Source organism: Bacillus sp. JJ634, assembly GCF_036962285.1.
Taxonomy (GTDB): domain Bacteria; phylum Bacillota; class Bacilli; order Bacillales; family DSM-1321; genus Peribacillus; species Peribacillus asahii_A.
On the sequence record NZ_JBALMU010000031.1, the window covers coordinates 1 to 25,200 of the forward strand.

Sequence of the window (25,200 nt, forward strand, 5' to 3'; positions counted from 1 at the left end):
AGTTTTCAAAGAGCAATCTTTCAACTTTTTTCATTTTAACATAAGATTGAATAGTTGTCAACTTCTACGAAGTTTTAAACTAATTTTTAATCGCTGTTTTTTTCAGCGACTAATTTATCTTAACATTTTGAAAATCAAAAGTCAATTTCTTTTTTTAATTGTTTTTTCTATGTTTTGTTTCCTTGTTGCTTTATCTATATTAAAGCTTAAAAACATATAAGTCAACCTACTTTTAAATTTAATAGCATTTATAGGATGTACCTAAAAAGATTCCTCCTTATTAGCACTCCACTTCTATAAATTCAACTTAACACAACTAAGTAATGAAAGAACAGATTTCTAACTATCTTTACACCTCCTTTCCGTTTCCCTTAAGATCTCTTACATACAACTTACCTTTATATGAAGATAACAACCCATTTACAGCTTCCTCTATTCAAAAAACTTTTTACTTTCTATAATCACATTGCCTCTCCCTTAAAACCTTTTGAATAATCCTCCCTAACATCTAAAGTAATCCAACCCTTTACTCATCATCATTCTTTTTTCATTTAACCTCCACTCTCCCCCTCAACATAAAAAACCATTATTAAACCTATTAGAAAATTAAGTTGACATTCATATATGATTTATGATAATTTTATACAAAGTAAACTAATATGATTAATTAACTTTGGATTTTTCTGAAAAATATAGACATAATTTTTTATAAAAGGAGGCTTTACTAATGACAAAATTACACGTACGTTCAGGAGCAGAGTCATTTTTTCTACCGGGCAACTCAACAGGTATTCTAATATGTCATGGTTTTAATGGAACTCCACAAAGTGTGCGGTATTTAGGTGAGGAGTTTGCTGCTCGTGGATATACAGTATATGCTCCAAGATTAACAGGACACGGAACACATGTAAATGAAATGGAGGAAGCTACATACTTAGATTGGATAGACGACTTGCACGAAGCCTATCTTCTATTAAAACAAACTTGTCATTCTATCTTTGTCATTGGCCAATCTATGGGCGGCGCGCTTGCCCTGCATTTAGCTACTAAAGAGACGTTTGATGGGGTGCTCACCATTAATGCTGCTCTTTCTGTTCCTGAATACGAGGTATTAGCTAATCAAGTACAGCCTCGATTTATCGCGGAAGGAAAACCAGATATTAAGGACCCGGAAGCAACAGAAATCACTTATGAACAAGTCCCATTAAAAGCAGTCTTTCAATTACTTAATATCATGAAAGTAGTCAAACAGGAGCTCCCAAAAGTCAAATGCCCAAGCATGCTCTTTGTATCTCCAGAAGATCACGTTGTACCTGCACAATGTACTGATGATATTTATAACTCTGTATCAGCATCACACAAAGAAAAGGTTATCTTACCGAATTCTTATCATGTTGCTTCATTAGATTATGATAAAGATAAGATTGTCGAGCGTGCTGTAAACTTCATTCAAACTCATACAAAGAATGCTATTGTCGCTTCTTAAAATTAAGAAACAGGAAAAAACCGGGAGCTATTCGCTCTCGGTTTTCTGTATAATCGGTATAGTTGGTACTTTCTTGACTTCCACATATAACACGTGATGGCCATCCATTTCTTTAACAATAAACTCATAACCATCAGCCTCTCGTTTATCCCCGACAGCCACTTCGTATTTTCCTGTTAAGATCCAACCGCCCAGCGTATCAACATCATCCTCTATGAGTTCGATAGCTAACGTATCATTCACATCTTCAATTAGAGTTTTCGCATCAAAGATATAATGATTGTCGTTAATCTTCTGAATAAGTGGGCGTTCGTCTTGGTCAAACTCATCGCGAATATCGCCTACAATTTCTTCTAAAATATCTTCGACGGTTACAAGACCCGCTGTTCCACCATATTCATCAGATAAAATCGCCATATGAATTCGTTCTTTTTGCATTTTAAGCAATAAATCGTGAATCGGAATGGTTTCGAGTACTCGAATGATTGGCGTAATAAAAGAATCGACTGTTAACTCAGTAACATTCTCCTCTGTAATAGTAGCCGTATACAAACGTTTAATATTGACCATTCCAATAACGTTATCTTTATCCCCATCAGTTACCGGATAACGAGTAAATTGTTCTTCTTGAATTAACTCAACTACATCCAGTAATCGCATGCCTTTTTCAATTACGACCATCTCCGTACGAGGAACCATAATTTCATTAGCGATTCGTTCATCGAATTCGAAGATTTGATTCACGTACTTATATTCTGATTGATTAATTTCACCGCTTTTATAGCTTTCCGATAAAATAATGCGCAACTCTTCTTCCGAATGGGCCTCTTCCCCTTCTGATACTGGTTTCATCCCAAAAGCACTCGTTAACAAACGAGCAGAACCATTTAGCACCCAAATAAATGGATACATTATGCGGTAAAACCAGATTAATGGCTTAGAAAACATTAGCGTAATCATTTCTGCCTTTTGAATTGCCACCGTTTTCGGTGCTAATTCCCCAACAACTACGTGTAAAAAAGTAACTGATGCAAACGCAATGACAAAAGAAAGGATATGACTAACAGAAGCATCAATTCCCCATTTGTTAAAAACTGGGTGAAGCAAAGCTTCTACAGTCGGTTCCCCAAGCCAACCAAGTCCTAACGCTGTAACCGTAATCCCTAACTGACAGGCCGATAAATATTCATCTAAATGTGATGTAACTCTCTTAGCGGCGACAGCATTTTTATGTCCATCTTCTATTAATTGATTAATACGAGAACTTCTCACTTTTACAATGGCAAATTCAGAAGCCACAAAAAAAGCGGTTAAAGCAATTAAAAAGGCTACTGCTAATAATTTTATCGTAATGTCCAATATGTGCGGGGTATATCAAGCGTCTAAAGCTATGACGGTTGACGGTCCCAAGCACCTCCTATTTTCAACAATTTTTAATGATTTACAGCTTTTGTTGAAGAAATCGAGGTCAGTTAAATCTAAAACCATTGTTCATAATATGCTCTTTGAGTAAAAGAAATATAGGGCATAAATATTCTTAAATGAGTAAAACTAATAAAGATTGAATTAACGTCATGCTTTCATGAGAAATCTGCTTCTTTAATAGCCGTTCATTTTTCTTATCTTTCTTGATTAAATCCAGTACTTCTTGCAATTCCTCATTTAAGCCATTCAGCTTTTCTTTTAACTGCATCCCTGCTTCTTCTATATCTAGCGTGTTATGCTCTGGTTGTAGTAAGCATTCTCTGATTTCTTCAAGTGAGTAGTGTTTTTCTTTATAGGCAATAATCCGGCGCAACCGTTCTAACTGTTGTTTATGATAGTAACGGTAATTAGAAGGGGAACGTTCCGCTTCTAACAAACCAATATTGGTATAATAATCAACAGTTCGTTTCGTTACATTCGCCAACTGCGCTAACTCTCCAATTTTCAATGTCTCGTTCCCAACGTAATCCCTCCTAAACCGTCACGTGATAGTTTGTTTATCGTAACGTAAATTTCCCTACATATATATCATATAATGTTTGGGTTAGATTGAAAAATATTTGTTACTATTTTAAACATCCTCTTAACTTTCCTCATAGTTTTGCTTATCAGCTTTATACGGCTGCTATATCGAAGAGATGGTATGCATTATATAAAAAACCGATTATTTTCTATAATCGGCATAGACAGCTTTATATAAATAATCGTTAATTTTTTGCTTTAACGTACGAACTAGCAACAATTTTTGGACCGCATTGACATAGGATGGAATGTTTTAATTTCTTGATTGGCGCTCCACATGATCCACAGATTTTCACAGTCAACCAAATGTCCCCTTTCAAACATGATATACTATCTATTATACAACACAGCATTCAATAATCAATACTAAATTAAAATTATTATAATTAAGTTAAATTCTTTAACTTAATATGCGTTTTATTATACAATTAAATAAAACTTATATGGAAAGTTGGCTTTACGATGAACAAAGTTCGGTCTATTCCTCGTCCATTAGTAAGAGCAAATCAATGGATGATTTTTGGAAGTGTTATTTTAACACTTATAACGAAACAAGAATGGATTTTAGCCATTCCATTAATTGCCTGCCTGCTTGGTTTATTTTTTGATTTTAATCCTGTTATGCGATTCGCAAAACTGTTCTTACGCAAAAAACCTTCAGAATATATTCCTGAAGATTACGACCAACAAAAATTCAATTCTATGATTGCCATTTCTTGCTTAAGTCTTGGCTTACTTAGTTTTTTATTAGATTGGACACTCAGTGCCTATGTCTTTACAATCATGGTCGGCATCGCCTCATTTGTAGCCATTCTTGGATTCTGTGTTGGCTGCTTTATTCACTACCAGTGGAAACAATTTACTTATCGTCGTTCTTTAAAATAAGCTTTATAAAACAAAACGAGTCTGACCAATACGATCAGACTCGTTTTGTTTATACATGCTTCTTTCGAATAGCCATCGTTGTTACTAAAATGATTAGAAGCAAACCAATTTGCGGTAGCACTGTTTCCCACGTTGGATATAAACCTGCCCATTCAACAAACGGAAAAGAATGAATCGTGTGGGTCGCAACCACTTGTGATACTTGAAGAGAATGAATACTTACGCCAAGAATTTTAAAAGCAATTGCATAAATTAAGATTGTCGTCACTTTTAAAAATGGTGAAATCGGGATTTTCACACTATAACGGAGCATCACAAATCCTACCACCACTAGAATAACAGCTGCAATTCCAATTCCGCTTACTAACTGGGTTAACGTCATATAAGGAGCCATACCAGTATAAAAAATAATGGTTTCAGCCCCTTCACGGAAAATAGATAGAAAGCTGATTAATGCAAAAGAAACAAGACTGCCCGTTGCAATTGCCTCATTCATCTGTTTCCCGATATACTGATTCCATGAGCGGATATTTGACTTACTGTGTAGCCATGCCCCAACTGTTAACATCATAAGTACAGCTACAATCCCTGTAATTCCTTCAATGTATTCACGACTTGAAGCAGCTGTTAATTGTGAAAAGACTACATTAATCACAACAGCTAATGCTGCACTGGAACCAAGCCCTGCGAGAACACCATACCAAATCCATTTTTGCTTCGCCTCATGTCCAACACGTTTTAGAAAAGATAATAAGGTTGCTACAATCAATAAGGCTTCTAAACCTTCCCGTAATAAAACAAGCACGGCATCCCACATAGAATACTTCGTTTCCCCTAATAACGGTTGAAGTCGTGTATTTAAATCAGTAACAATTTCATTTGCCTCATCAACCTTCGCATTCTTCGACTGAAGCAAACTAATGGCAGTTGGCACCTTTGTTTCCATATCGCTATATAGCTTACTATCCCGTGTCGATACAGCACCTTCAACCATTGGCCAGATGAACAAGATCTTATTCAAATTTTCAACTGCTTGATCTATTTTTTGATTAGATATATTATCGGCACTCTTTTCAAGCAGTTTCGTTACATCGCTTAATGAATAATCGCCCTCACTATTTTCTGCGACTTTACCGCTTAAAAAATCTTCAATTACCTGTTGTAAGCCCTCTAAATTTTCCAAAGCTTTGTCGTAATCAACCGGATCTTGTGTAATGGCAATGCGAACGAATGCCATATACGTTTCAATTTGACCGTATGCAGCTGTACTTTCATTGCTGACAGCGAGTTCCGCCTCATTCCATTGATTAAAAATACGATTGTATTGAAGCTTTATCTTGGAATCTTCTTTTGCAGCTATACTTTCTTTCATATCTTCAATAAAAGGAACGATTTGCCGCAACTTTTCTTTTTTTGTGCTCATATCAACTGGATTTTGTTCGGTATCATAATTAATAAGAGCGGTTGAAAGTGCTGATAATTGCGCTCGGAGTTCTTCAGGCTTCTCCCCTGTCTCTAACCCCTTCTTCACATCTACCATACGCTCATCCACGACATCTGCAAGCTTACTGCCTACTTTAATTTGTTTCCACTCTTTTTCAAATAAATGAATATTACCGGAAACTGCTCCGGTATCCCCAGTCTTTGCTTTCATCAAACTATCGCCAATATACATAAATAACTGATCATGATTTTCCCCTGCAAACACTTTCGTTCCGGATAAAATCAAAACAAAGGCGACAAACAAAGCGAATAATTTACTTCGTTTCACCAGAAACATCTCTCTTTCTTATTAATCAAACAGAGTCTCACCAATATATCCGCCTTTTTGTACACCCGGTAAGCAAGCAAAAAGAGCACTGCCCCGATGAACGATATATTCATTGAGCTTATCATTCTTTGCTAGACGCTGCTGCATCGGAATAAATTGAGTACTTGGGCGACGCTGGAAACAAATAAACACAAGTCCGGCATCCAAACTTCCGGTCTTCGCATCCATTCCATCTGTATAGGAATATGAACGTCTTAAAATAACTTCTTTCCCGTCACCACGCGCTACACGCATATGAGCTGTATCCGGAATGATATGGTTTCCTCTGTCATCAACCGCTTCAAAGTCTGCTTCTTCAAATTCATGTTGTTTTCCAAGAGGAGCCCCGCTATCACGGTAGCGCCCAAATGTTGCTTCTTGATCGTTTAATGTCGAGCGGTCCCACACTTCAATGTACATTTGAATTCGACGTACAACCATATAGCTACCGCCGACAAGCCAGTTGGGGCCATCTCCTTTTTGTACCCAAACGGATGTCTGCAGTGCACTCTTGCTTGTAACATCAGGATTTACCGTACCATCTTTGAAACCTAGCAAATTACGCGGAGTTGCTTTCTTAGCATCTGCGTTCTTCGTGCGTTGGAAACCAGTTTGAGCCCAGTGAATGACTGCTTTTCCACGTGCCATTCGAACTAAGTTTCTGACTGCATGGAACGCTACTTGTAAATCATCTGCACAAGCTTGAATACAAAGATCTCCTCCGGTCCACTCCTTCTTTAAAGCATCCAGCGGGAATTTCGGCAAATCTACTAACTCAGCTGGCTGTTTAGACCGTAAGCCAAACCGATCTTTACCATCCTTTACAAACAGACTCGGACCAACTCCAAAAGTAATCGTTAAATTAGAAGGAGATAACCCAACAGCTTCTCCCGTATCTTTTGGGGGCAAATTTCCATTAGCCGAAGTATCTCCAACCGTATTACCGGATGTCATTAAAGCTGATGCTTCTGTCCAATCTTTAAAAAGCTGAATCAGATCTTGCTTAGAATCTGTCGTTACTTCCAGTGACACAATGTACAAATTATCTTGGGGAGAAGTTGTAATCCCCGCTTGATTGGCACCGTAAAAAGGGACAATATCATTACTTTGTCCCTTTGTTACAGTCGCATCAGATAACGCCAAAACTCCACCTAAGCCTGATGCCCCAAGAACAGCACCAACCCCGCCAATTCCTGCTGCTTTTAATACACCTCGTCGACTTACCTTCTTCTCAAAGATAGAAGTTTCTTTTGATAGATCTGTCAATTAAGACGCCTCCGTTACGATTCCTATTTGTGATAGTGGCTCTGCTAATGCATCAACTGCTTGACTGAACTTCTTCACTTCTGCTTCTGTTAAATCCGTATACAGCTTATAGCCGTCTCCTTCTTTCTGTTCGTCTAAAAGACTATGCACTTGAGCAAATTGCGTTTCAATCGTTGCTGCTAAATCAGCATCCTTCGCTTTCACTTCGTCTTTTAATAGATTAAAAATTTCTTCAGCTCCTTGAACATTCGCTACAAAATCGTATAGGTCCGTATGAGAATAACGGTCTTCCTCACCTGTTACTTTAGAAGTCGATACTTCATTCAATAAATCAACTGCTCCTGTAACTAATAAGTCTGGTGTCACCTCTACTGTTTCTACTTTCGCACGAAGTAAATGAACATCTTTCATTAATTGCTTTGCATACTCTTCGTAGCCTTTTGTTGTGTTTTTCTCCCATAATCCATATTCGATACGGTGATAACCTGTCCATTCCTCTTCTGGAACATCTCCTTCACGGGCATCAATCTTTGGATCTAAGTCGCCGAACACTTCCGCAATAGGCTCTGCACGTTCGTAATGCATCCGTGCTGGTGCGTATAATTCTTTCGCTTTCTCAATATCTCCTTCAATTACAGCGTTTGTAAACTCTTCCGTCGCTGTAACAAACTCTTCAATTTCATGAATGGCATATTCTCTATATTCAGCTGTTACACCGTCTAACGCATCTTTTGCAACTTCTTTCGTTTCTTCCTTCGTTGTTGTCGCTTCCTCACCCTTTTGCGAGCAACCAAATAATAGACTAGTAGATAAAAGAACGGCTAAGGCTGTTTTTGCTTTATTCATCGATACAATCTCCCTTAAAATGGTTTTAAATCTTTTTTTATAATAGCAATAATGAAATTCATTATCAATGTATTTTTTTGGAGTTACGGTTCCTATTTATCACTGATGCTCCAAGTTTTTCATTTTGGCTCATGAACATGTATGATGGAAGAAAAGGGGGACAAAACATGGATTCAACAAAAAATCAAAAGTTCATTGTCGCTGGCCTATTACTTGCCATTTTAATGGCCTCAATGGACAACACGATTGTTGCTACAGCTATGGGAACCATTGTTTCAGACTTAGGTGGATTCGATAAATTTGTATGGGTCACATCGGCTTATATGGTAGCAACGATGGCTAGTATGCCGATTTTCGGCAAACTATCCGACATGTATGGAAGAAAACGGTTCTTCCTATTCGGACTCGCCTTGTTCTTACTTGGTTCCGCTCTATGCGGGATGGCAAATAGCATTGTTCAATTGAGCATCTTTCGTGCTATTCAAGGGATTGGCGGGGGGGCATTAATGCCGATTGCCTTCACAATCGTGTTTGACATCTTCCCTCCTAACAAACGTGGAAAAATGACGGGGCTATTAGGGGCGGTTTTTGGATTATCGAGCGTGCTTGGCCCATTGTTAGGAGCGTATATTACCGAATACGCTAGCTGGCACTGGATTTTTTATGTCAATATTCCAATTGGAATTGTGTCTTTATTTCTTGTTTTACGTTTCTATCAAGAATCACCCAATCACATGGAACAAAAAATCGACTGGGGCGGTGCTGCAACGCTTGTCATCGCGGTCGTAAGTTTAATGTTTGCACTCGAACTTGGCGGCGGAGAATACGCTTGGGATTCTGTCCAAATTATCGGATTGTTAGCTAGTGCAGCTATTTTCTTAGCTCTTTTCTTCTTCTTTGAAAAGCATGCGAAAGATCCAATCATTTCATTCTGGATGTTTAAAAAACGAATATTTGCTACAGCTCAAATTTTAAGTATTCTTTATGGCGGAACGTTTATTATTTTAACCGTTTACACACCTATTTTTGTGCAAGCCGTTTATGGAGGAACCGCTACAAATGCTGGTCTAATCTTAACACCAATGATGCTTGGTTCCGTCGTCGGCAGTGCCATCGGAGGGATTTTCCAAACAAAAGTAGGCTTTCGCAAGCTAATGATTATTTCGGTCGTTACCTTCTTTACAGGTATGCTGCTTCTTGGAACATTGACGCCCGATACAAGTCGTGCATTATTGACGATGTACTTAATTCTAACAGGACTAGGAGTTGGGTTTTCCTTTTCATTATTACCGATTGCTTCGATTGATGAATTAGATGCACGCCACCGTGGTATGGCGACATCAACGAACTCCTTCCTTCGTTCTTTTGGCATGACACTCGGCATCACGATTTTTGGAGCGATTCAAAACAATGCATTTACGAATAAAATCACCGAAGCCTTTAAAGATAGCAGTCAAGGTTTTAATCCTTCGCTCATCAATATGGATGACCCAAAACAATTATTCCAATCTGATACACGCGCACAAATTCCTGACTTTGTGCTTGAAAAAATTGTGCAGGCCATGTCTGATTCGATTACGTTCACGTTTACGTTGGCCCTTATTCCAATTGCCATTGCAGCCGGGATTATTCTATTCATCAAAAAATCGCAAACTGAAGTCTCACAGGATACTGTGACTACGAAATAAGAGATATATCCCTTTCTTCCAAAGGTTTTGTTAATGAATATTGTTGATTTAACGCTATTTAACAGGGCCTATATAAAAAACATCGCCTCCACTTAGCAAAGCTTAAAGTGGGGGCTTAACTTGCTGTTAATTCGCAATAAAAATCTTCACACCTAGCGTTTCTTCTTTAAACGATTTATCTAAGTACCCTATCCTCTCTCTTTCGTATTATGACTATCCATACAAAAGGGAGGAAGTGTTACTAATGAAATGATATCTCTTAACTTAACAATCTAGCGGACTTTCCCCATAGGCCGCCCATAACGCTGGAAATTTGTTACGCAACCCTTCTTTATCATCCTCATCCCAGTCAAATTCAATTTCTGGTTGGATAAAATCATCATTTGTTAGTTGCTCGTATAGCTTATAATACTCCTCATCATCCAAGCCCGTCTTCTCTTCATAGGCTGAACTTGCAACAAACAACAGTTCTTCTAGCTGAGGTATTTCTTCTTGCTCTTCTAACAACTTAAAATAAGGCAGCAGGGTTTCAGGATTTTCTATCGCTGCCCCATACTCATCCTTTCCTAAATACAGCAACCATGTTCTGAAATAATCAAAGCAATCATCTGAACAGCCTCCCATCACAATATAAGCAGCTGCCCATAAATGAGATGTATATGACTTGGCATAATATTTATTAAAGATAAAATCAAACTTGATGATATCTTTAACGGGTTTTCTCGACAAATGAGTAATTAACCACTCTATTTGTTCCTCTGCATCTTCTCCTTTTTCTTTGCACTTCTCCAACAGCTCCCAAAAATATTCATCTGTCATTGAACTTTCTTTTACAATCTGATGTGATGACTGTGCAAATACATACCCTTTTTTTAATTTAGATTGAATCAGTTTCTCTCCTTCTCGTCGACAGACCTCTTCCGATTCAAATTCTTTCGCTTTCACCGATCCAACCATACCAACTTTTCCATATGCCACAGCAAATGAATTTCCTACTATTCGAATTTTCCAAAACTTATTAGACGAACCTTCATTATAAATAAGCAGGGTTTCCAAATACTCTACAGCTCCTTTACATTATTTCCAGATGGAACGTATAAGAGAAAGGCAAAGCCATTCCTGACTTTGCCTTTTTCTTATATCAAACTTTTAATATCGATATTTTCCGGAAGCTTAAACGGATTGTCTTTATTGATATGGTCATAGAACATCACACCATTTAAGTGGTCATATTCATGTTGAAAAACAATCGCAGCAAATCCTTTTAAGCGAAGTTCGATTTCTTGTCCATCTAGATTAACCGCCTTTACCTTTACTCGCTCATAACGCGGCACATAGCCTGTAACTTCACGCTCAACAGATAAACAGCCTTCACCTTGCGGCAAATATGTCATTGCAGCAGAGTGGCTAACGATTTTTGGATTAATTATCGCTTCTTCATATAATTTACCTTTTTCATCTTCAAAGTACATCACAAACATCCGTTTATTTAACCCAATTTGATTAGCCGACAAACCGACACCTTCACGCAGCTTATATTTCTTCGCTAGTTTAGGGTCCTGACTATTCTTTATAAATTGCATCATGCACAGCAATGTTTCTCGATCTTCTTCTGAAAGAGGTACATTCACCTCTTCTGTTACTGTTCGTAAAAGCGGATGGCCTTCTTGAACAATATCTTTCATTGTCAATATATAATCTTTTGTAAATTTACTCATCATTCATCTGCCTTTTCAAAGTTTCCTTATCTCCACTTTAGCATGTGTTTTTATATGCGTGCAAATGATTCTCCAATCAAATATTAAACTGGCTATCGTACAATTCATAATAAAATCCTCGCTGCCCTATTAACTCCATATGAGATCCTGCTTCAATAATCGTTCCATCCTTAATCACTAAGATTCGATCTGCATTTTCAATTGTCTTTAAGCGATGAGCAATCACAAAACTTGTTCGCCCTTTTGTTAAATGATGAATACCTTTTTGAATTTCAATTTCCGTAAGCGTATCAATGCTCGATGTTGCTTCATCAAGTATTAAAATATCTGAATCTGCTAAAATCGCACGAGCAATGGCTAATAATTGCTTTTGTCCCTGACTTAAGTTCGACCCTCCTGATGTAATAGGTGTGTCATATTGCTGTGGCAAATGTTTAATAAAGGAATGTGCCGAGGCCATTTTGGCTGCTTCTATTACTTCTTGATCGGTTGCTTGCAGGCGTCCGTAGCGAATATTCTCCATAATAGTTCCCGAAAATAAAAATGTATCTTGAAGTACGATACCAATCTTCTTCCGCAATGCACTCATTTGATAGTCTTTAATATTTCGGCCATCAATCGTAATTTCACCCGCATTAATATCATAGAAACGAGATAACAAATTAATGATGGTTGTTTTCCCAGACCCCGTTGGACCCACAAGAGCAATCGTCTCTCCTGCTTTTGCTGAAAACGTAATATCCTTTAATATTTGTTTATCTTCACTATAACGAAAGTCCACCTGTTTAAATTCCACGTCGCCTTTAAACGAAGAAACCGCAAGCGCATTTGGTTTATCTTGTAAATCGGGTGTTTCATCCATAATTTCGAATACTCGCTCTGCCCCAGCAATGGCTGATTGAAATGTATTTAATACATTCGAAAGCTGATTAATTGGGCGGAAAAATTGCCGCGAATAAGTTACAAAAGCAGCGATGATTCCGACTGTTGCTAAACCGCGAAGTGTCATCAAAGCACCGATTCCAATGACTAAAGAAAGTCCTAATGTGTTAATAAAGTTATTAATTGGCCCAAGAAATCCTGACACCGTATCCGCCGCTCTTGCCGAATGCCGTAATCTATGATTAATGCTCGAGAACTTAGTAAAAACCTGCTCCTCCTTCCCAAACAGTGTAATTACTTCCATCCCGGAAATAGATTCTTCAATAAAGCCGTTTAACTCTCCTAAGTCGCGCTGTCTTTTAATGAAATTACTGCTGCTATACGTAATCACTTTTTTCGTTGTATAAATCATCAACGGAATGACAAGCAATGTTACGACAGCCAGCACCCAATTTAATGAAAACATCGCAATGATTACACCGGATGCCATCAAAATGGTAGAAACAATTTGGCTCACACTTTGACTTAACGCCTGATTCAAATTATCGATATCATTCGTTACCCGGCTCATTAGCTCACCGTGTGTTCTTTTATCAAAAAAACGAAGTGACAATGTTTGAAATTTATTAAATAAATCTTGTCGCATGACTTGAATCGTTCTCAATGACACATTCACCATTAAAAATGTTTGCAGCCATGTAAATACCACTGCTGCTGTATAAATACCAACAAGCAGAAGCAACATTCGCAATGTCCCGTTCATATCTTTTGGCATAATGTATTCATCAATAATGATGCCAATTAAATAAGGAGCACATAAGCTTAATAAAGTTGAAAGAATAACAAATACAATAGAAGCTATTAAACTCCATTTCTCCTTTTTCATGTAGCGCCAAATGCGCAGTAAAGTCCCTTTTTTATCTTTCGCTTTTACGACTGGGCCACCAAATCCACGTGGACCGCGTGCTCGTGCTACCGCATTTTCTGCGCCAGCTGATGAGGTCTTATTCATAATTCAGGACCTCCTTCCCGCTTTGAGTACGATAGATTTCACGATAAACCAAACTCTTCATAAGCAATTCATCATGTGTTCCACTCGCTTCAATCATCCCATCTTCCAGCACCAATATTTGATCACAATCGATAATAGAAGAAATTTTAGAAGCAATCAAAAATACCGTCGTATCTGGAAATTCTCCCCTTAATGCTTGCTGCACCTCTACTTCAGACTTTGCATCGAGTGCTGATGTCGAATCATCTAATAATAAAATGTTCGGTTTCCGAATTAACGCACGGGCAATTGATAAGCGCTGCTTTTGCCCACCTGATAAATTGGTCGCCCCTTGCATTAATGTATAATCGTAGGTACCGTCCAATTTATGAATAAATTCGCTTGCAGCCGCTAGCTCGGCCGCTTTCTCCATTTCCAAAGCTGTTACATGTTCTTTTCCATATCGCATATTTTCGTCAATGGTTCCAGAAAACAAAATAGCTTTTTGAGGTACAAACCCGATTGCTGAACGAAGCGTTTCAAGTGAATGATTCCTCAAATCAATTCCATCAATAAGAATCGCACCTGAATCTGGGTCATATAACCGTGGAAGTAACTTAAGAAGCGTTGTTTTCCCACTACCTGTTGATCCAATAATCCCTATTTTCTGACCTGGTTTCGCATGGAAAGAAATATTCTTCAATACATATTCTCCATTTTTACTATAACTGTAGTGAACATTACAGAACTCTACCTCTCCTCGAATCTCCGAAACAGGCGCTGGTTCTTCTGGATTTTGAATATCAATAGGTGTTTCAAGCACTTGTGTAATCCGGTCAGCTGATGGAAAAGAACGCGTAATTTGCATTAACACATGTGTCATGCTCATTAAACCGTTCATAATAATGTGAAGATAATTAATAAAAGCAAGAATCATCCCGACTTGAATAACCCCTTGTTTCACTTGAATCGCACCTAACCACATTCCTGCAACAATTGCTATATTAACAACAAACATCGTAATCGGCATAAGCGATACAATTATTTGCTCAGCAGAGAAATTGCGTTTGGTAAGCATATCATTGACCGTTTTAAAATTATTTTTTTCAAATTCTTCACGATTAAATGCCTTTACGACGCGAATACCTGCTAATGTTTCTTGAAGTTTCACATTAACCTTGTCCATTGCTTCTTGCACTTTTTTGAACAACTGACCCGACTTGACCGAAAACCCAATAATAAGGACCGTCAAAATAGGAATCGCTATTAGTAAAATAGGGAACAGCTCACGTGCCGTCATCCAAACAATGACGATGCTCCCAATAAATAAAAAAGGACCTCGAACAAGAATAAATAATGTCATCCTAATCGCATTTTGAACGGTTGTAATATCATTTGTTACAATCGTAATTAATTTCCCTGTTCCAAACCTATCATGATTTCGGCTGGAAAATTGCTCCGTCTTGCGAAACACATCCTGACGAATATCGGTACCGAAGTATACTGCCGCCTTTGTACTATATATCGAACTCCCCATTCCGCCAATTAAACCAAAAACAGCAGAAATCATCATGAAAATTCCCAGTTTAATAACATAGGCATGATCACCATTGGCAAGCCCCGTATCAATCATATGCTGCATCATCGTCGGCTGCAGTAAATCCATCGCTACCTCTAAGCACATAAATAACGGACCTAATATCGCAAACCATTTATAAGGTTTTATGTATACTAATAATTGTTGGAGGGATTTCAATCCACCTCCCCCTTCCTAAAAGTTTTGTAGACGCTTCGTTGCTTCTTGTAAAAAATTAATCAATTCCGGCGCTCGTTTCGGCTGCTGACGAACTGCCTTCATCGTTTTTCGCAGCTGATTTTCAAACTGATTCATCTCACTTTTTAACAATTTCGCTTCATCAGATTGTCGCCACTTGATATGTTCCTGCCAGTGTTCCCAAAAATCGTCTGGCTCTGCCTCACGCCAATTCCGTACCTTCATTTCTCCAGCTTCATTTAAGGTGTACACCTTTTTATCCTTTTCAATCGTACTATCGATGAAACCTTGATCCATTAGTTCCTGTAAAGCTGGATAAATGGTACCAGCGCTTGCTGAATACAACCCATTTGAGCGCGCCTCTAATTCTTTCATAATTTGATAACCATGCATCTTTCGTATGTTAAGTAACTGCAAAATCGCCATTTGCACAAACCCTCTACGTTTTCCCACTTATTCGCCCTCCTATATCGGTAATATTTTAAACGATATATCGGTAATATTCAATCGATATAAATATATGATTATTCCTTCCTTCTCACAAAAAGAATCCTCGCTATAACAGCGAGGATTCTTCTCTATCTTACTTCTCTTCTTCAAGCTTATTTGTAATTTTATACTCTTCTTCTTTCTTTTGAAGCCATGTAGCGTATTCTGTTTGTAATTTTTCTGTTAATAACGTCTCTTTAATTTGTTCTTCGCTATCTTTTAATGTTGCTTCTTTTGCTTCTTTTTTGTCAGTTACTTTAATGATATGGTAACCGTGTTCCGTTTTAACAGGTTCACTAATTTTACCAACTTCTAGTTTAAAGGCTGCATCTTCAAACTCCGCAACCATTTGCCCTTTGCCAAAGTAACCAAGTGATCCGCCGTTTGCAGCACTGCCTTCATCTGTAGAATATTCTTTAGCAAGCTCCGCAAAATCTCCGCCGTTTTTCAGTTTCTTCAACACTTCTTCTGCAGTTGCTTTATCTTCTACTAAAATGTGGCTCGCTTCTACTTGTTCAGCTTGTCCAAGTGAATCTTTATTTGCCTCAAAATACGTCTTAATCTCTTCATCTGTAATCTTAATGCTTGGTTCAATTAATTTTCTTGTTTGTAAGTATTGAACGATATCGTCTTTTAAGTCATCCATAGATGAACCACTAGCTTCTAATTGACCTTTTAATGTTTCTTCATCACCATATTGTTCAATGAGAACATCCAATTCTTTTTGAATATCTTCATCTGATACAGTAACATTTTGTTTCTTTACTTCTAATTCAATCATTTTATTTGTGATCAGTGTATTTAATGTATCTGTTCCATAGCTTGCCACAAGCTCATCATATAACTCTTCTTTTGTAATTTTACTTCCGTCTACAGTAGCTACTGTTTCATTTTTTGCAGTAGATGTAATCATCGCCGCTATGATAAGAGCAGCAATTACAACTGCACCGACTAGCCAAACTGCTAGCTTTGCATTCTTTTTCATTTAGACTCTCCCTTATTTTCTCTTTTTTCTTATCATACCCTTAAATTATTAAAAAATCCTTAATTTCGTCCTAAAAAAACACCGTTTCACCTTCGAAACCGTGTTTCATATGTTTATACGGGCTAATCGGGTTTACCAGGATGTATGATATACTTTCCAATAAGCCTTCGAATTGATTTTAGAAAGATAGATTTTTTGTTCAACATTCTCGTATAATTCATCAGCCGGATATTTTTGTGAAACAATTAAATACTCTTTACCATTCTTCTTATAGTAGGTAATTTTAGGGGCCGGAATCTTGTATTTGATTCTTTCATTTTTATCCCATGTAATCCCATACATAATTACATACGCTGGAAAGTCTGTTCCTCTCCAACCATATAACCGCTTCCCATTTTTAATTTCCCAAAGCATTAAATCATACTTATATAATTTCTCAATAAAGGCATCTGTAAATCCAGGTGATAAAATAGAGTAAATTTGTTGCTTTGTATAGGAACCCTTCAGACTATTTTGGATTTTAATCACTCTATCCGTAATTTTCTTAGCCTCTGTTTCTGACATCCTCTGATAATATCGTAAGTACTGATTGGATACATATCGTTTTTTACTCTTATAATTAATCTCTGCCCATCCGCTCTTTGTAACAGAATACACCGTTACTTTGGCGTTATCTTTTAAAGAACCAACAATCGTATGAGTTGTACTTGCACCACTCCTAACATTTAAGACACCTGAAGTAATATCTACATAAGCGACTTTGGTGCTTGCTGCTTGTACATGTGAGGTAGATGCATATGAAAAAACAAGCGGTAGAACTAGTAGGATAACTGCTAAACTCTTTAAAACTTTATCCATTGAAATATAAGTCCCCCTCTCTAGAGTTATCTTTATATTACCATAAATAACCATATTTGCAGTTCTGAACACCTTAACAAACCAAAAATCCCTAAATTAATCAATTAAAAAACAGAGAGTGCCCTATTTCACTCCAATAATACACTCTCTGTTTTTATTTCCTATGCAATTTAAATTCTAAGAAAAGCTCATTACCGAATTAACAATCTCTAAGATTACTAATGAAACTTTTTCTTATTTACACTTCCTGCCTTTTCCGCTAGTCTTATAACATCAACTAGATATTCCCTTTGGAAGGAAGCGCAAAAAAGTTATGGAAGACATCAATCTCTACACCTTGCTATTTTTAATAATAGCTGGTTTTATCGCTGCATTCATTGACTCAGTTGTAGGAGGCGGCGGGCTCATTTCTATACCCGCTCTGCTATTTACAGGACTCCCTCCTTCAACAGCTCTTGCTACAAATAAGCTGGCCAGCTCAATGGGTTCTTTAACAAGTACTCTCGCTTTTATTAAGGCTGGAAAAATAAATTTCAAACTGGTCATAAAACTATTTCCACTTACCATTATAGGAGCCATTTCAGGTGCATATATTGTTCACTTTGTATCTTCTGAAATACTAAAGCCGCTCATACTCGTATTATTAATTATTGTGGCTATTTATACGATTGTAAAAAAGGATTGGGGAAAAGAAGCCTTTTACAAAGGGCTAAATTGGAAGAAAGCGACGATTTTTATATTCGCTATATTCGCTATTGGATTTTACGATGGTTTTCTCGGACCTGGCACAGGATCTTTCTTATTATTTGCATTTTTGATGATTGGTTTTGATTTTGTACAGGCAGCCGGAAATGCTAAAATATTAAATTTCGGCAGTAATATCGCTGCACTTATTATTTTTTTAGCTATGGGTTCTGTTAATTTTTCATATGGAATCCCAATGGGCTTAGCCATGATTGCCGGTGCATTAATTGGTACCAAATTTGCTATTAAAAAAGGCGCTTCATATGTACGCCTCTTATTTATTTTTGTTACCATTTTGTTGATTAGTAAAAATGTTTTAACCTATTTTCATATCATTTAAGCTATTACTATCTAGTGAACAGGCGTGCGAAACTACGATTTCGTACGCCTGTTCACTAGGCAGCTTTAAGCAAATATTAGATTACCATGAAATTGCCGCTATACAAAAAAACCTACCCAAAATGGATAGGTCTCTCATTCCTTCATCTGTAAGAGCTCGGTCAACCTTACTGCTGTTTTCTCCCCATTCGCAATACAATCAGGAATTCCAACTCCGAAGTACGAACACCCTGCTAAAAGAATATTCGGATAGCGTGACTTCATTTTTTCTTGGAGTGACTCTACAATTTGATGGTGCGTAATATGATAATTGGGCATATTATTATGCCACTTCGTGATTTCACTTGCCACAGGTTGCCCAGTAATACCTAGACTGTTTCGAATATCAGCTAATGCAACTTCTTCTAATTCAGCTTCGGTCATCTGTCGTAATCGTTCATAATGCGGACTGGAACTTTTATAAAAAAGACGGACTAGCAAATGATGATTCTTTGACGTATGTGACCATTTTCGGCTTGTCCACGTGCAAGCATTGCATATTAAATCACTGCCTTCTGTCGTAATAAAGCCCGTTCCATCTTGCGGTAATTCACTATCCGGCAAATCAAAACCAAGATAAATACTAATCATCGAACTATTTTTGAACTGATTAAACTCTTCGTTCAGTTCCTCATTTTGCAGTAACTGTTTCGCTACGGAATCCGGTGTACCTAATACGACATAATCTGTTTCTACTTCCTTATAGTTTGTAAATGTAAGAAGATAGCGATCAGATGCTTTTTCAACTTTCTTTGCTTGTACGCCTTTAATGATTTCGACTGAGTCTATCAACTCTTCTTCTAGTCGATTAATGATGGTCGATAAACCGTTTTTAAACGATAAAAATTTACGATTGGCTGTTCCTTTAAATTTTTCCTTATTCGCTTCTAGACCGCGAATGATGCTGCCATATTCATTTTTATAATCAATTAAATAAGGAAGAGTAGAAGCAATCGTTAAATCGTTGAGCTTACCTGAATAAACGCCCGATAATACGGGAGAAATTTGTTTCTCCACCAGCTCTTTGCCAAGAAAATGTTCAAGAAAGGCTCCCACTGAATCATTTTTTGTAAACGTGTCATTCAATGTATAAAAATCCTTTAACGCTTCGACTTTTCCTTCCGCCGAGATTAAAGTCGTTGTCGCTAACGATTCTAAGCTCATTGGAATACCGAACATCGCATCTTCCGGAATCATCTTTAACTCGCTGTCACTATATAAGAAAGATCTTCCCGTCGCATTATAAACGACTTCTTCCTCTAATCCTAACTCTTTAATAAACGGGATAACATTTTCTTTGCGCGTGACAATCGAATCTGCACCCGTTTCGATAATAAACTCTCGATTATGAACCGAACAAATTTTACCGCCTAACTGTTCCTGCGCTTCTATAAGAATTAAACGTACATCTAAATCATTTGCTTTTATCGCTTTTTGCAAATAATACATCGTAGATAATCCAGTAATTCCGCCACCAATTACAACTACTGTTTTCACTTTTTGACACCTCAATTATGATTAACTTCCTTCATTAAAGTGTACCATAAGCCATTCATAATTATGAACGCACGCAGCTCTTAATATAACGGAAACGAATGAATGTACCAATATTGCCATATATTAAACGACACTGGACGAGTCCATTTGCAGGCCAATCATGCGTGTGATGACCTCTACCATCCGATCTGGTCCTATTTCGATTCCTTTTTCATAAGTATCAACCGCTAGATTCCAACGATTCACTTTTTGATTGGTCTTTAATAGACGAAGCAATTGTTTTTCAAATGGTTGATTCTGTTCTAATGTAAATACAAGCTCTGATTTTGTTAAATAATGAAGGTTTATTTCCTCCTGACCAGGAAGAAAGGAATTCACTATAATCGGCAGTCTTTTTTTTATCGCTTCACTAATAGTCACGCCGCCAGGTTTCGTAACGATGGCATCTACTTGTTCGTATAGTGCATTCATTTCCGATCTTGACGATATATATGACAATGGTTGAATATGACTGCTATTCCAAGAAAGAATTTCATCATATAGCTTTTGATTCTTTCCACAAAGCACGATAAAATCAAAATACTCAGTACTTTTTAATGCATGAGACAATGTTAACATCCCACCAAGACCGCTATTACCTCCCGCAATTAAAATAATGGGGCGATTATTACACTTCTTAAAACGAACTGTTTTCGTAATTTCTTCGTGAACAGGGATCCCTGTTACAACCATATGGTGTTTAGGAACCTGGTTTTTCCTTATTAACTGTTCCTTCACTTCTTGACTAGGGAGAAAATGAAAGTCAATTCCCTCTCTTCCCCATACACTATTAATAAAAAAGTCTGTATACACATTGATAATCGGAACATGACATTTCCCTTGTTTCTTCAGTTGACTAAGAAGATAGGAAGGATACCCATGTGTACATACGATTAAATCAGGTCTTTCGTGCCTTAACAATTGCTCCATTTTTTTCAAAAAAATAAGATTATACCACTTTATCACTCGAGCATTTGCCCGTGTATCGTAGAAAAAATTTTTATAGGCAAAGTTATACGTTTCTGGTGCGTAGCGAATCCAGCTTAAATAACTGCTCGTCACCACCTTTTCTAAAGATTCATTCGTATAACTGATTAAGTCTATTTTTTTACATATAACTCCGTTTATACGGGCATGTAACATATCTATTAAAGCATCTGCTACTTGATGATGACCTGATTGCATGCGTAAGAGAGGCAAAAACAATATCTTCTTCATCTATTTCAGCTCCGATTCTATAAGAAATTCTTCATAACGATTCACTAAAAATCAGACATTCTTATTTTCAAACTTTTATAATGATCAGTCTACTTCACCTTTTTTTGACATCCTATCACGATGTTGTAAACGTTTCTTACGTATATACTTTACCAACATATAAATGACAAAAATCGCTAAGAACAGAACCCCTAAATAAGGAACATAAACAGGATTAACATTAAACGTCTGTCCGATATAATACCCTGCCAAAATAAACGGAATAACCCAAAGAAAAGTGCCTAGTAGAGAAAACAGAAAAAATGCGCCAAATGGGATTTTTGTGATGCCGGCAAAATACGGGCTCATTTGGCGAATACCCGGCATATAAAAACCGAATAGAATGGTTTTATAAGCATTTTTGGTATAATTATGTTGGACTTTCTCCCACCTTTCAGAAGTAATACCAACATACTTACCGTATTTATGAATAAAAGGATATCCGATATACTTGCCACATAGAAACGCCGTAAGCATGCCAATAAAAGTACCTAAAAGGGCACATAATACGGCCCAGCCAAATGAAAGTTGATGATGTACAATCAATACACCAATTAAAAAAAGAAGAGATTCTTCCGGAGCAGGAATTCCGACAATCCCAAAGAATAAAAACAGAAAAATAATCAAATACCCGTATAAATCAATATACTGTAAAATTGTTTCGCTATTCATAATATCCTCTTCATTTCATTTAACGTCATAAAGCGTATACCTTTTTCTTTACTTTCTTGTAAATATACCTCTAATTGTTCGAGCATATATCGCGGTGCTTCCTGATCGGCTCCTAACGTTTCCCCGCAATCATGAAGCAGAAGAATCGAGCCGCGCTCTGTCGCTAATCGCAATTCATCTAGTAAAGTTTGCTGGCAGTTTTTCACTTTCCAATCCCCAAAAATATGAGACCACATAACAATATAGTAGTTTTTACTCAAAAATAGGGTAAACAAATTAAAATGTCCCCAAGGAGGTCGGTAAAACGCGACCTTCTCATTCGTACATTCCTTAATAGCTTGTTCCGTTAAATATAGCTGCCTTCTTAATATAAATGGCGGCATAAGCCAGCTCGATATATGCCGAAAATGATGAATCCCAATGGTGTGCCCCTCCTGGTGCATCCTCTTCACAAGATCAGAATTACTTTTCACCTTGCTTCCTACGACAAAGAAAGAAGCCTTCACCTGATACTTTTTTAACAAATCTAATAATTGCGTTGTATATTCAGGGTTGGGACCATCATCAAACGTTAAAGCAATCCGATTCTCGCCTTTCACTTTTTGAGTGATTCCCCATCCACATGTGCGAATGATGACGGTTGGAATAATAGAGTAAAATAAGAACAATACACATAATGTACAACTGATTATGACTACAATCTGCATTCCACGCATCCTTCCATCTTCAAAAAATTCACTTATATATTTCTACTAAAACTAACTTTCTAAATGTAGCACGATTCCCACCATTTTTTATACATTTTTTTGAAAAAGCATATAAAAAAAAGCTGATTAGCACGGAGCACTAATCAGCTTTTTTTGTATTTATGATTGTTGATTTGGTTTCAATACAGCTTGTAAAGAAAGCTTATCGCTGCCATTTAACAGTAAATAAACAGACATTACTAGAAACGCTAAATCTAATTCATATCCCGCCATTTGACCATTTCCTGCAAAGCCCACGCTTAATTTAACTGTGAAAATAGCTCCTAACATCACAACGGCGAACAAGGCTGCTACAATTCTTGTTCCAATCCCAAGAATCATCGCTATTCCCCCGACAACTTCAATAAGAGCTACAACATAAGCCATAAATCCAGGAATACCAATGCTATCAAACCAACCAGCTGTGCCAGCAATTCCATCATTAAACTTGATAAAGCCATGAATTAAAAAAGATACTCCTAACACGACACGTAAAATCAATGAACCTAACTCATAATTTTTCTTCATTACGTAAATACTCCCCCTATTTATTACTTTAAATATATAAGTTACTTATAGTTAGTAAGTTTAAAATAATATTTTAATTGCGTCAAGTAAGTTTTTTTATTTTCAATAATTTACCACGAAATAACTTTGTTAAATAAGAGTGTGACTAACAAATCCACAACATCCTATAACAGAGCCTAAAAAATAAAAAAGTTACTCCTTTATCGGAATAACTCTTCATACTAATTTCACAACTTTGTTTTATACTGTTTAGCACAAACAAAGAAATTTGAGGTGATACATAATGAATAAACAAGGATTTGGGCTGCTTATTTTGTTATTACTCAGCTTTTCCTTCCCAAGCTTCACTCTAGCACACTCACATGTGATTCAATCTACACCAGGAGAAGGTGAAGTTTTAGATACACTTCCATCAACTGTTAGTGTAACGTTTAACGCTCCTATTCAAGCTGCGTTTTATTCTCTTGAAGTGTACAACGCATCTGGAGAACGAGTGGACGCTGATGAAAATATACTAGAGGATAACGTATTAAAAAACAAACTTCCAAACGAAGTTGAAAATGGGTCATATACATTAAAGTGGAAGGTTGTTTCTAAAGATGGTCACCCAACAGAGGGTTCTCTTTCTTTTGTTGTTGACGTTAAACCAGCCCAAAAACCAATTGAGAAAGAAGAAATTAAGCAAGAAGAAACGACTGTAGAAGAAAAGACACCTGTCGTAGAAGAAAAAATACAACCAGAGAAGACTACACCAGAAATCGGTCACACTCTAACTCAAAGCTTATTATACGGAAGTTTATCGCTCTATATAGGAGTTTTATTCTTTCACTTAAATTTATTGCCTAATACAGTATCTTTTCACATCAATAACCAAAGTAAGCTGCTATTATGGATCTCTTATGTTGGACTTATGCTCAGTATCCTGCTTAGTCTCCCATTGCAAGCGCGGAGTATTTCTGGATCAATAAGTGATACTTTAACTCTTACAACCTTTGGTACAGTTTGGTTTGTAGAAGTGTTATTACTGTTCTTTCTATTGTTAAGCACCTGGCTTTTACATAAAGCTTCAAGAAAATGGGCTGCTGCTTTAGGTATCCTATTACTGCTCAGTCTCATGCTGGCTAAATCATTTATCGGTCATACTATGATGGCTTCAATTCCAGCAGCCGCCATTACGATGAATTTCTTGCATCTGGCAGCTATGTCTTTATGGCTCGGTGGATTATTGGCGATTTGTTTAGTATTACCGCGTGCTGCAAAACACGTAACTAATCCCGACGAGCGAAAAACAGTGTATTGGCAAGTATTGCACAACTTTTCGTCCTGGGCACTCATTTTTGTTTCCGTGCTTTTAACGAGCGGAGTCTGCAGCAGTCTTCTTCATATTGATTCAATGGATTCCTTATTGACCACTCTCTATGGACAAGTACTGCTTGCAAAAGTTGCCTTAACACTCGTTATGATTCTGTTTGGCTCGTATCACTTTTTCCGAGTCAAAGGAAAGAAGAAAACACTAGGACCTTCTGTGCTTATCGAATTTTGTTTCGGGATCATCGTTCTTGTATTAGCTGCTATCCTAACAAATTTACCGACCGCTATATAATAAAGTGAAACTTCCATCAGTGGGGGATTTTCTTTCATCCCCCACTGATGG

At 37.2% G+C, this 25,200-nt stretch carries 22 protein-coding genes; 5 read left to right on the plus strand and 17 right to left on the minus strand.

The genetic code is table 11. From position 1 onward, the window contains the following. The first annotated feature begins 727 nt into the window (after positions 1 to 727). A complete protein-coding gene (locus V7068_RS05650) occupies positions 728 to 1,486 on the plus strand; it encodes an alpha/beta hydrolase (protein ID WP_499711478.1) in 759 nt (252 codons plus the stop codon). 27 nt (positions 1,487 to 1,513) lie between these two features. Here the strand turns inward: V7068_RS05650 and V7068_RS05655 are convergent, their stop codons facing one another. Together V7068_RS05655 and V7068_RS05660 are read right to left on the minus strand one after the other, a co-directional pair. Then, a complete protein-coding gene (locus V7068_RS05655; protein ID WP_499711479.1) occupies positions 1,514 to 2,845 on the minus strand; it encodes a hemolysin family protein in 1,332 nt (443 codons plus the stop codon). Between the two features lie 178 nt (positions 2,846 to 3,023). Next, complete coding sequence (locus V7068_RS05660; protein WP_499711481.1) at positions 3,024 to 3,419, minus strand: MerR family transcriptional regulator; 396 nt, start codon at positions 3,417 to 3,419, stop codon at positions 3,024 to 3,026. A 536-nt stretch (positions 3,420 to 3,955) separates the two neighbouring features. On the opposite strand from V7068_RS05660, the gene V7068_RS05665 reads away from it, so the two are divergent. Then, positions 3,956 to 4,378 (plus strand): DUF4395 domain-containing protein, encoded by a 423-nt coding sequence (locus V7068_RS05665; RefSeq protein ID WP_499711482.1) that lies wholly within the window; start codon positions 3,956 to 3,958, stop codon positions 4,376 to 4,378. A gap of 49 nt (positions 4,379 to 4,427) precedes the next feature. Here the strand turns inward: V7068_RS05665 and V7068_RS05670 are convergent, their stop codons facing one another. From V7068_RS05670 to efeO, 3 genes are read right to left on the minus strand one after another with little or no spacing between them, the layout of a single operon-like run. Further along, positions 4,428 to 6,158 carry an FTR1 family iron permease gene (locus V7068_RS05670; protein ID WP_499711483.1) on the minus strand — a complete coding sequence of 577 codons (1,731 nt, stop codon included), beginning with the start codon at positions 6,156 to 6,158 and terminating at the stop codon, positions 4,428 to 4,430. A 12-nt stretch (positions 6,159 to 6,170) separates the two neighbouring features. Next, on the minus strand, positions 6,171 to 7,454 hold the full coding sequence (efeB, locus tag V7068_RS05675) for an iron uptake transporter deferrochelatase/peroxidase subunit (RefSeq protein WP_499711484.1): 1,284 nt from the start codon (positions 7,452 to 7,454) through the stop codon (positions 6,171 to 6,173). After that, positions 7,455 to 8,300, minus strand: a complete 846-nt coding sequence (efeO, locus tag V7068_RS05680; RefSeq protein WP_499711486.1) for an iron uptake system protein EfeO — start codon at positions 8,298 to 8,300, stop codon at positions 7,455 to 7,457. 167 nt (positions 8,301 to 8,467) lie between these two features. Here efeO and V7068_RS05685 point away from each other — a divergent pair, with 167 nt between their 5' ends. Continuing rightward, positions 8,468 to 9,988 carry an MDR family MFS transporter gene (locus tag V7068_RS05685; protein ID WP_499711487.1) on the plus strand — a complete coding sequence of 507 codons (1,521 nt, stop codon included), beginning with the start codon at positions 8,468 to 8,470 and terminating at the stop codon, positions 9,986 to 9,988. A 264-nt stretch (positions 9,989 to 10,252) separates the two neighbouring features. On the opposite strand, the gene V7068_RS05690 is transcribed toward V7068_RS05685, so the two are convergent. The 7 genes from V7068_RS05690 to V7068_RS05720 form a co-directional block, all read right to left on the minus strand. Beyond that, positions 10,253 to 11,044: a DUF4240 domain-containing protein gene (locus tag V7068_RS05690; RefSeq protein ID WP_499711488.1), complete on the minus strand. Its 792-nt coding sequence runs from the start codon at positions 11,042 to 11,044 to the stop codon at positions 10,253 to 10,255. An 80-nt stretch (positions 11,045 to 11,124) separates the two neighbouring features. After that, a complete protein-coding gene (gene def / locus V7068_RS05695) occupies positions 11,125 to 11,706 on the minus strand; it encodes a peptide deformylase (RefSeq protein WP_499711518.1) in 582 nt (193 codons plus the stop codon). Between the two features lie 76 nt (positions 11,707 to 11,782). Continuing rightward, positions 11,783 to 13,600 (minus strand): ABC transporter ATP-binding protein, encoded by a 1,818-nt coding sequence (locus V7068_RS05700; RefSeq protein WP_499711489.1) that lies wholly within the window; start codon positions 13,598 to 13,600, stop codon positions 11,783 to 11,785. After that, entirely contained in the window at positions 13,593 to 15,335 is a 1,743-nt protein-coding gene (locus V7068_RS05705; protein WP_499711490.1) for an ABC transporter ATP-binding protein, read from the minus strand. The genes V7068_RS05700 and V7068_RS05705 overlap by 8 nt, the downstream gene beginning before the upstream one ends. Positions 15,336 to 15,350: 15 nt before the next feature. After that, positions 15,351 to 15,806 carry a PadR family transcriptional regulator gene (locus V7068_RS05710; protein ID WP_499711491.1) on the minus strand — a complete coding sequence of 152 codons (456 nt, stop codon included), beginning with the start codon at positions 15,804 to 15,806 and terminating at the stop codon, positions 15,351 to 15,353. A 130-nt stretch (positions 15,807 to 15,936) separates the two neighbouring features. Then, positions 15,937 to 16,827 (minus strand): peptidylprolyl isomerase, encoded by an 891-nt coding sequence (locus tag V7068_RS05715; protein WP_499711493.1) that lies wholly within the window; start codon positions 16,825 to 16,827, stop codon positions 15,937 to 15,939. A gap of 132 nt (positions 16,828 to 16,959) precedes the next feature. After that, positions 16,960 to 17,685, minus strand: coding sequence for an SH3 domain-containing protein (locus V7068_RS05720; RefSeq protein WP_499711495.1), 726 nt, complete (start codon positions 17,683 to 17,685; stop codon positions 16,960 to 16,962). Between the two features lie 313 nt (positions 17,686 to 17,998). Here V7068_RS05720 and V7068_RS05725 point away from each other — a divergent pair, with 313 nt between their 5' ends. Then, positions 17,999 to 18,769, plus strand: a complete 771-nt coding sequence (locus tag V7068_RS05725; RefSeq protein ID WP_499711496.1) for a TSUP family transporter — start codon at positions 17,999 to 18,001, stop codon at positions 18,767 to 18,769. Positions 18,770 to 18,903: 134 nt separating this feature from the next. Here the strand turns inward: V7068_RS05725 and V7068_RS05730 are convergent, their stop codons facing one another. The 5 genes from V7068_RS05730 to V7068_RS05750 form a co-directional block, all read right to left on the minus strand. Further along, a complete protein-coding gene (locus V7068_RS05730) occupies positions 18,904 to 20,304 on the minus strand; it encodes a protoporphyrinogen oxidase (RefSeq protein WP_499711497.1) in 1,401 nt (466 codons plus the stop codon). Between the two features lie 123 nt (positions 20,305 to 20,427). After that, positions 20,428 to 21,561: an MGDG synthase family glycosyltransferase gene (locus V7068_RS05735; protein WP_499711498.1), complete on the minus strand. Its 1,134-nt coding sequence runs from the start codon at positions 21,559 to 21,561 to the stop codon at positions 20,428 to 20,430. 84 nt (positions 21,562 to 21,645) lie between these two features. Beyond that, a complete protein-coding gene (locus V7068_RS05740) occupies positions 21,646 to 22,272 on the minus strand; it encodes a DedA family protein (RefSeq protein WP_499711500.1) in 627 nt (208 codons plus the stop codon). Next, positions 22,269 to 22,979, minus strand: a complete 711-nt coding sequence (locus V7068_RS05745; RefSeq protein WP_499711502.1) for a polysaccharide deacetylase family protein — start codon at positions 22,977 to 22,979, stop codon at positions 22,269 to 22,271. The genes V7068_RS05740 and V7068_RS05745 overlap by 4 nt, the downstream gene beginning before the upstream one ends. A gap of 159 nt (positions 22,980 to 23,138) precedes the next feature. Further along, positions 23,139 to 23,546 (minus strand): DoxX family protein, encoded by a 408-nt coding sequence (locus V7068_RS05750; protein WP_127758763.1) that lies wholly within the window; start codon positions 23,544 to 23,546, stop codon positions 23,139 to 23,141. Positions 23,547 to 23,829: 283 nt separating this feature from the next. Here V7068_RS05750 and V7068_RS05755 point away from each other — a divergent pair, with 283 nt between their 5' ends. Further along, the gene (locus tag V7068_RS05755) at positions 23,830 to 25,149 is read left to right on the plus strand and encodes a copper resistance CopC/CopD family protein (protein WP_499711503.1); all 1,320 of its coding nucleotides are present in this window, start codon (positions 23,830 to 23,832) and stop codon (positions 25,147 to 25,149) included. Positions 25,150 to 25,200: the final 51 nt, after the last annotated feature.